Genomic DNA, 6,694 nt, shown 5'->3' with positions numbered 1-6,694 from the left:
ATCAATGTGTTTATGAAAGGAACTCTGTGTTATTTTTGCTTTTTTACTAACTAATACAGCTTCAAACAAAGGACACAATTGCTACATACTAGGTATAATTTATTACCTATTCAAAATTCTGTCTATTCAATCTTTCTAAAAATAAAAAAAGATTAAACTTATAAATATACAAGTTATAATGAGGGCGTCGAGACACAATTTATTACCTCTAGAGAAAATATCAAACCTCGTTTTGGATTAAAAATTCTAAAGAACTTGCCAGTAATTTTTTAAAATTGGACATACTGATATGATTACTATACGGAGGATAGCGGATTAGAAGGGAAGTTTATTCAACTCAATAAAGAAAGCGTTATCAAACAAAACTTGTTTTGAATCGATCATTCTAATAACTTAGATTCAACTACAGCTAAAAATAATAAATTATGGGGGTGCTTATATGAACATGAATGTAGCATCTATTAAAGAAAAAAAGATTGTTAAATACAAAAGTTGTTTTGATGTGATTGGGCCCATAATGATAGGCCCTTCAAGTTCACATACTGCAGGTGCTTTGGCTATTGGAACAGTTGCTAATAAATTATTTCAAGGTCTTCCTAAAAAAGTTGTGGTAAAGTATTATGAATCATTTGCTGAAACCCATAAAGGTCACGGAACTGATTTTGCAATTATTGCTGGTATATTAGGCTTAGCTGCTGATGACAGCAAAGTGCCAGATGCTATTAAAATAGCAGAGTCTAAGGGAATTGACATTACCTTTATTGAACAATTGGGTAATAGTCCTGCTGGTCATCCAAATACGGCAGATGTATATGCAGAGGATGAAAGTCGAAGTATTAGAGTAATGGGTATTTCGGTCGGTGGTGGGTTGATTGAAGTCAAAAATGTTGAAATTGATGGATTTAGCTTAAATCTGCAGGGGCCATTGCCAGTTGTTATTGCGATTTCAGAAAGAGCTGACTTTGAATTTGTTTTACGCAGGATCTTTAAACAATATGATGTGGAAATTAACAACTTTCATAGTTTGGAAGATAAAACAAAATATTTATATGCATTCGCTTTGGATTCGATATTGCCAGGTAATGCTCAGAAGGAATTAGGAGATTTAAGCAATATAGCTAATCTTATTATTCTTTAGTCACATTAAGGAGTGAAAAATATGTATATGGCCATAAAAGAAATTGTGGATGCAGCTAATAAAAGCCAAAAGCAAATTTATGAATTAGCAATCGAACAGGAAATCAAACAAACTAAAACTTCTTATGAAGAAGTATGGAGTAAAATGGAACGAAATTTAGCGACTATGCAACATGCAATAAATAAAAGTATCGAGGGCGACGGTGTATTTTCTCCAACAGGTTTGACCGGAGGGGATGCTGTAAAAATTAAAAACTATCGAGAAAATAGGAAAACTCTTTCTGGAGATTTGATGGTGTTAGGGATTCAAAGTGCTATCGGTGTTAATGAAGTAAATGCTGCATTAGGAGCTATTTGTGCAACTCCAACAGCAGGTGCGAGTGGGACGATTCCGGGAGTCCTATTTAGTATTAAAGATACGTTGCAGTTAAGTCATGAAGATATGATTCATTTTCTATTCACTTCAGCGTTATTTGGAACGATAGTCGCAAACAACGCTTGTATTTCAGGAGCGTATGGAGGATGTCAAGCTGAAGTAGGAAGTGCCTCAGCGATGGCGGCTGCAGCTGCGGTAGAAGCTGCGGGTGGAACGCCACAGCAATCTTCTGAAGCTTTTTCGATTGCATTACAAAATTTACTCGGTTTAGTTTGTGATCCGGTCGCTGGTTTGGTAGAAATTCCTTGTGTAAAGAGAAACGCCATTGGAACGGCAAATGCTTTAGCAGCAGCGGACATCGCATTAGCTGGCGTAAACAATCTCATCAATGCTGACGAAGTGATTGAAGCCATGTATAGAGTTGGAAGACAGATGCCTCGCGAATTAAGAGAGACAGGTTTAGGTGGTATTGCAGCTACACCTACAGGAATTTCCATTAAAAATAAAATCTTTGGGGAGAAACAATCAAATCAATAAGTTATCGAATATATTGTGAAGTTTTTAACAATCTTTACTCTATTGTTCGCCTAAGGATGTCTGTATATTGGGGGAGTTATCAATAAAATATACTACTATATAATTAAAATATTTTATAAGTGGTAACAAACCCTTCAGGTTGATGCTTCGCTAATTTTTTGATTTTTATTAACCTAGAAGGGGGATATTCGTTGTGGGGCACTATATAAGCTATTCATTTTTCAAGAACGGTCTATATTCCTATATCTTAAAAAGAGAATTAAGAATAGGACACAAGGAGGAATTATTATATGGATGGGAATACTGCAAAAAACATAGAATTTCAAGCTGATAACACTGCAGTAAAAAATGAGAAATATCTAGACCCTAAAAAGTGGCATAAACAGGATACTACCTGGGCATTGAGCCTTTTTGGAACAGCAATTGGAGCAGGAGTACTCTTTTTACCGATTAATGCAGGTTCAGGTGGTTTATTATCATTGCTGTTAATTACCATACTTGCATATCCTGTTATGTATTATTCACATAGGGCGCTTGCTAAAATGATTTACGCTTCGAACTCTGCCGATGAGGGGATTACAGGTACAATAAGAGAGTATTTTGGAAATAAGGCAAGTATCATTTTTAATATTGTATATTTTGTCTCCATTTATACGATCGTGCTGATGTACTCGGTCGCACTTACAAATACCGCTAGTAGCTTTATCGTGCATCAATTGCACATGTCGGAGCCTCCAAGGTCCATTTTATCGCTTGTTTTAGTACTCGGTCTTATCGCTATACTAAATTTTGGTCAAGATATAACTGTAAAGATCATGAGCATGCTAGTGTATCCTTTTATAGCTTCTCTACTTTTTATCGCAATATCTTTGATTCCACAGTGGAATACGTCAATGCTTAGTTTTTCAGCTGTTTCTACTGCTTCAACAGGAACAGGATATTTAGGAACGATATGGATGATACTTCCAATCATAGTATTCTCGTTTAATCATTCGCCTATGATTTCGTCATTTGTTATGAAACAGAGAGCTACGTATGGAATAGATGCTACTGATGCTAAATGTGCTCAAATACAAAAAGTTTGTTATATTATGACATTCGTAGTTGTTATGTTCTTTGTTTGGAGCAGTACCTTAAGTTTGACTCCAAATGATCTTAAGGTGGCAAAAGAACAGAACTTGTCAATCCTATCATATCTTGCTAATGAGCTTAATTCGCCAGTAATCACTATTGCAGCTCCTATCATTGCATTTGTGGCTATTACAAAGTCTTTCCTTGGTCATTATATAGGAGCGTATGAGGTAATGCGTGACATGATTATCAAGTCCAGTAAAAAACGTGGGAAAGATATAGGAGAAAAAACAGTTAAGACAATGATTCTTACTTTTGTCGTATTAACATGCTGGTATGTTGCTTATACAAATCCAAGTATTCTTGGAATCATTGATGCCCTTAGCGGTCCGCTAGTTGCTGCTATCTTATGTATACTACCAATGTATGCAATCCATAAAGTATCAGTACTTGCTAAATACAAAGGGAAATCTAGCAATGTATTTGTCATTATTATAGGTATTCTTACTGTCCTAGCAAGTATTAAGTCATTATTCTAATCCACTATTGTTAGTATCGATGCAAAAACCGTGGGATATGGAAAAAAGAAAGATTCTTATCGGAACTGAATTCTATATTGTTAAACTAAAGAAATCATGGTTTTGGACAAACTCCTCACATTGGAGAGTTTGTCTTTTTTTATCATTTTAGCCAAGAAGACCCCTTCCTCAAGGAACGTAAAATAAGTAGGTGGGAGATGAATTGGCTAAAATGATAAACTGGTGACCCCGTATGTAGAAGTAAAAAAGGGGGAAACTATTGTATAATTATCGATAATTTAGGGGGCGCCAAATGAAACATAATAAAGAAGTAACACTTGGGGATTACGTTCAATTTTCATATCGTAAAAATCATAATTTGAAATTAATGGGATTTGTGGTGAATGTTTTACAAAATACAATTGTTGTAGATATTGCCGAAAGAATGGATATCCAGGTAGATGATTTTAGGCAAGTTGTAAAGCATGGTTATTATAATAAAGTGGTTCATAAGGAAATAAAGAATAGTGTTTCATAAAAAGTGCTCCTATATAAATTTAGGAGCACTTTTTATGGAGAGAATTTCCGCAAAGATTTTTTTCTGAGGTATAAAATTTTCATATGAAAATACGTTTTGAAGATATTTTCTTATTTGTTAATTAATAATTTTTTCAATCTTTATAGCTGTTATGGATTTAAAATATTATTTATAAAGATTTCACATAATTTTATTAAAAAGAAAAATACTAATACTTGTTTTAATACTTTACTTCGAGTCATTAAAACAAATTTACTAACTACGAAACAAGGAGGCATCACTGTGGACATTCGTGAAGGATTAATTCCAACAGCTTTAGGTACAGCAGTGACAGCAGCAGGTTATGCTCTTAAACAAACTCGTGGAACTAATAAAATGATTGCAAATACAGTATTTGGTTTTGGTTTAGCACACGTCGTTTTAGGTGTAATCGATCTTGTTGAACATCGTCGTTAGAACGAAAGGCAAGCATTGATATATGCTTGCCTTTTTGGGAGTACATTTATTATTCATTTTTCAAAATATGTTTGTATGGCGTAATCATTATCAATGTAATTAAATAGTTACACTACAAGGAAATTGGAAAGTAAAACTGTGAGCATTGAATTTTATGAAATGAGATGGTGATGGAATGGAATTTTCTTCTGAAAGTAATACGTATCATGCTGGTGACATTGTCTATATTTTTTACCGAAATCCTCATACTCAAGACGTAGCTAACATACAAGCTGCAGCAGTTGTAAATAATCCTGAAAGACCTAATGAATTAGCACTATTTCTTTACGAAACGTATTATCCACTAACAAATGAGATGGCTATATATGCTACCGAAGATGAGGCAAACCAAGCTTACACTTACTATTATGGTGATATTTCAGAGGGGATGTTAGAATGAATAAGCCATTTATGCCTAAGCTCGTATATTTTGAACCTAAAGCATTAGATTATCCTTTGGGGAAAGAGCTGTTTGAGAAGTTTTCAAAGATGGATGTTGAAATTCGACATACTACTTCCCATAATCAAGTAAGAGATTTGCCAGGGGATAATGATTTTCAAAAGTATCGAGTAGCAAAATCCACGCTGGTTGTTGGTGTTAGAAAAACACTGAAATTCGATACTTCCAAGCCTTCAGCAGAGTATGCAATTCCTTTTGCAACGGGATGTATGGGACATTGTCATTATTGTTATTTACAAACAACGATGGGAAGTAAGCCTTATATACGAACGTATGTAAATGTTGAAGAAATTTTAGATGCTGCTGATAAATACATGAAAGAGCGTGCACCTGAAGTAACAAGATTTGAAGCGTCGTGTACTTCAGATATTGTAGGAATCGATTATTTAACGCATACCCTTAAACGGGCCATTGAGCATTTTGGAGAATCTGAATATGGGAAATTGAGATTTGTTACGAAATTCCACCATGTAGATCATTTACTTGATGCTAAACATAATGGAAAAACAAGATTTCGCTTTAGTGTAAACGCTGATTATGTGATTAAAAACTTTGAACCAGGAACTTCTCCCTTAGCTAAACGAATTGAGGCAGCAGGAAAAGTAGCTAGAGCTGGATATCCTCTTGGTTTCATTGTAGCTCCTATTTACCTGCATGAAGGCTGGAAGGAAGGATACTATCATATGTTTGAACGCCTAAATGCTGAATTACCTCTTGATGCACGGGATGATATTACATTTGAATTTATTCAACATCGTTTTACAAAGCCAGCTAAGAGAGTAATTGAAAAAAACTACCCGATGACAAAACTAGAATTAGATGAAGAGAAAAGAAGGTATAAATGGGGGAAATATGGAATCGGAAAATACATTTATCAAAAAGAAGAAGAAGAGGATATAAAAAACTATCTGTATTCCTATATGAAACAGTTCTTTCCTAATGCAAAACTAGAATATTTTACATAAAAGAAACGAACAAAATTCATTACATCATCAATCTAAAAAATTACTCACTCAAAAAAGTGATATTGGTCAACAATTCGCTAATAAATCATTTGAAAAATTTATATACGAAAGTCTTTTATGTAAAAATATGTTTCATTATGAACTGAATCCCAACAGTTAAACAGAAAAATACAGCGGTTGTATGAATATAAGTCCGGTATTGTACCGGGCTCATTCTTTTTAACGTTGCATCAATTCTTTTGTGAACATATTAATTTGAACATGTTTAAAAACGAACCATCTTTTGAAAATGGTATTAGCGCTTTAGAAAGAACTTTCATAAAAAATGGTACTAATAATCCCTCCAAGTATTACTCCCATAGTAGAACCTAATAACAAAAATCTAATTGTTTAATTAGTAATTCTAATCTACCATTTTTTGCTGTACTATCAACTAAAGAAACAGTAAATGGTTGTTGAAACATATTAGAAAATCGAGCAATTAAAGACATAATATTATATTTAGCAAAAGCCGATGCAACTAAAGCTAATTTCGCCCCAACAAGTTGAACTCCATATCCTAAAACTTCTATAGAAGTCATAAGCATTAAAAATAAA

Annotated in this window: 8 protein-coding genes; 7 read left to right on the top strand and 1 reads right to left on the bottom strand. The window is 33.9% G+C overall.

Annotation, left to right across the window (positions count from 1 at the left end):
* Positions 1-439: 439 nt before the first annotated feature.
* From ACQGSG_RS25160 to splB, 7 genes are all read left to right on the top strand, one after another.
* The gene (locus ACQGSG_RS25160; protein WP_001056999.1) at positions 440-1,138 is read left to right on the top strand and encodes a serine dehydratase beta chain; all 699 of its coding nucleotides are present in this window, start codon (positions 440-442) and stop codon (positions 1,136-1,138) included.
* Between the two features lie 21 nt (positions 1,139-1,159).
* Positions 1,160-2,050 (top strand): L-serine ammonia-lyase, iron-sulfur-dependent, subunit alpha, encoded by an 891-nt coding sequence (gene sdaAA / locus ACQGSG_RS25155; RefSeq protein WP_000281779.1) that lies wholly within the window; start codon positions 1,160-1,162, stop codon positions 2,048-2,050.
* A 290-nt stretch (positions 2,051-2,340) separates the two neighbouring features.
* A complete protein-coding gene (locus ACQGSG_RS25150) occupies positions 2,341-3,660 on the top strand; it encodes an aromatic amino acid transport family protein (protein ID WP_000348954.1) in 1,320 nt (439 codons plus the stop codon).
* Between the two features lie 292 nt (positions 3,661-3,952).
* Positions 3,953-4,177: a DUF2187 domain-containing protein gene (locus tag ACQGSG_RS25145; protein WP_097813656.1), complete on the top strand. Its 225-nt coding sequence runs from the start codon at positions 3,953-3,955 to the stop codon at positions 4,175-4,177.
* A 282-nt stretch (positions 4,178-4,459) separates the two neighbouring features.
* A complete protein-coding gene (locus ACQGSG_RS25140; RefSeq protein WP_000354585.1) occupies positions 4,460-4,633 on the top strand; it encodes a hypothetical protein in 174 nt (57 codons plus the stop codon).
* A 175-nt stretch (positions 4,634-4,808) separates the two neighbouring features.
* Positions 4,809-5,072, top strand: coding sequence for a transcriptional regulator SplA (locus tag ACQGSG_RS25135; RefSeq protein WP_000396091.1), 264 nt, complete (start codon positions 4,809-4,811; stop codon positions 5,070-5,072).
* On the top strand, positions 5,069-6,097 hold the full coding sequence (gene splB / locus ACQGSG_RS25130; protein WP_001039638.1) for a spore photoproduct lyase: 1,029 nt from the start codon (positions 5,069-5,071) through the stop codon (positions 6,095-6,097). The genes ACQGSG_RS25135 and splB overlap by 4 nt, the downstream gene beginning before the upstream one ends.
* A 368-nt stretch (positions 6,098-6,465) precedes the next feature.
* On the opposite strand, the gene ACQGSG_RS25125 is transcribed toward splB, so the two are convergent.
* A partial coding sequence (locus tag ACQGSG_RS25125; protein ID WP_426948265.1) for a lipid II flippase family protein occupies positions 6,466-6,694 on the bottom strand: 229 nt, incomplete at its 5' end.

It is taken from the genome of Bacillus sp. GMa5/1 (genome assembly GCF_050172015.1).
Lineage (GTDB): Bacteria > Bacillota > Bacilli > Bacillales > Bacillaceae_G > Bacillus_A > Bacillus_A cereus.
This window is presented reverse-complemented; position numbering and strand designations above follow the sequence as displayed.

What these genes read in the sequence shown, in the direction of transcription:
- ACQGSG_RS25160 (WP_001056999.1), top strand. Translation starts at nt 440, where the DNA reads ATGAACATGAATGTAGCATCTATTAAAGAAAAAAAGATTGTTAAATAC.
- sdaAA (WP_000281779.1), top strand. Translation starts at nt 1,160, where the DNA reads ATGTATATGGCCATAAAAGAAATTGTGGATGCAGCTAATAAAAGCCAA.
- ACQGSG_RS25150 (WP_000348954.1), top strand. Translation starts at nt 2,341, where the DNA reads ATGGATGGGAATACTGCAAAAAACATAGAATTTCAAGCTGATAACACT.
- ACQGSG_RS25145 (WP_097813656.1), top strand. Translation starts at nt 3,953, where the DNA reads ATGAAACATAATAAAGAAGTAACACTTGGGGATTACGTTCAATTTTCA.
- ACQGSG_RS25135 (WP_000396091.1), top strand. Translation starts at nt 4,809, where the DNA reads ATGGAATTTTCTTCTGAAAGTAATACGTATCATGCTGGTGACATTGTC.
- splB (WP_001039638.1), top strand. Translation starts at nt 5,069, where the DNA reads ATGAATAAGCCATTTATGCCTAAGCTCGTATATTTTGAACCTAAAGCA.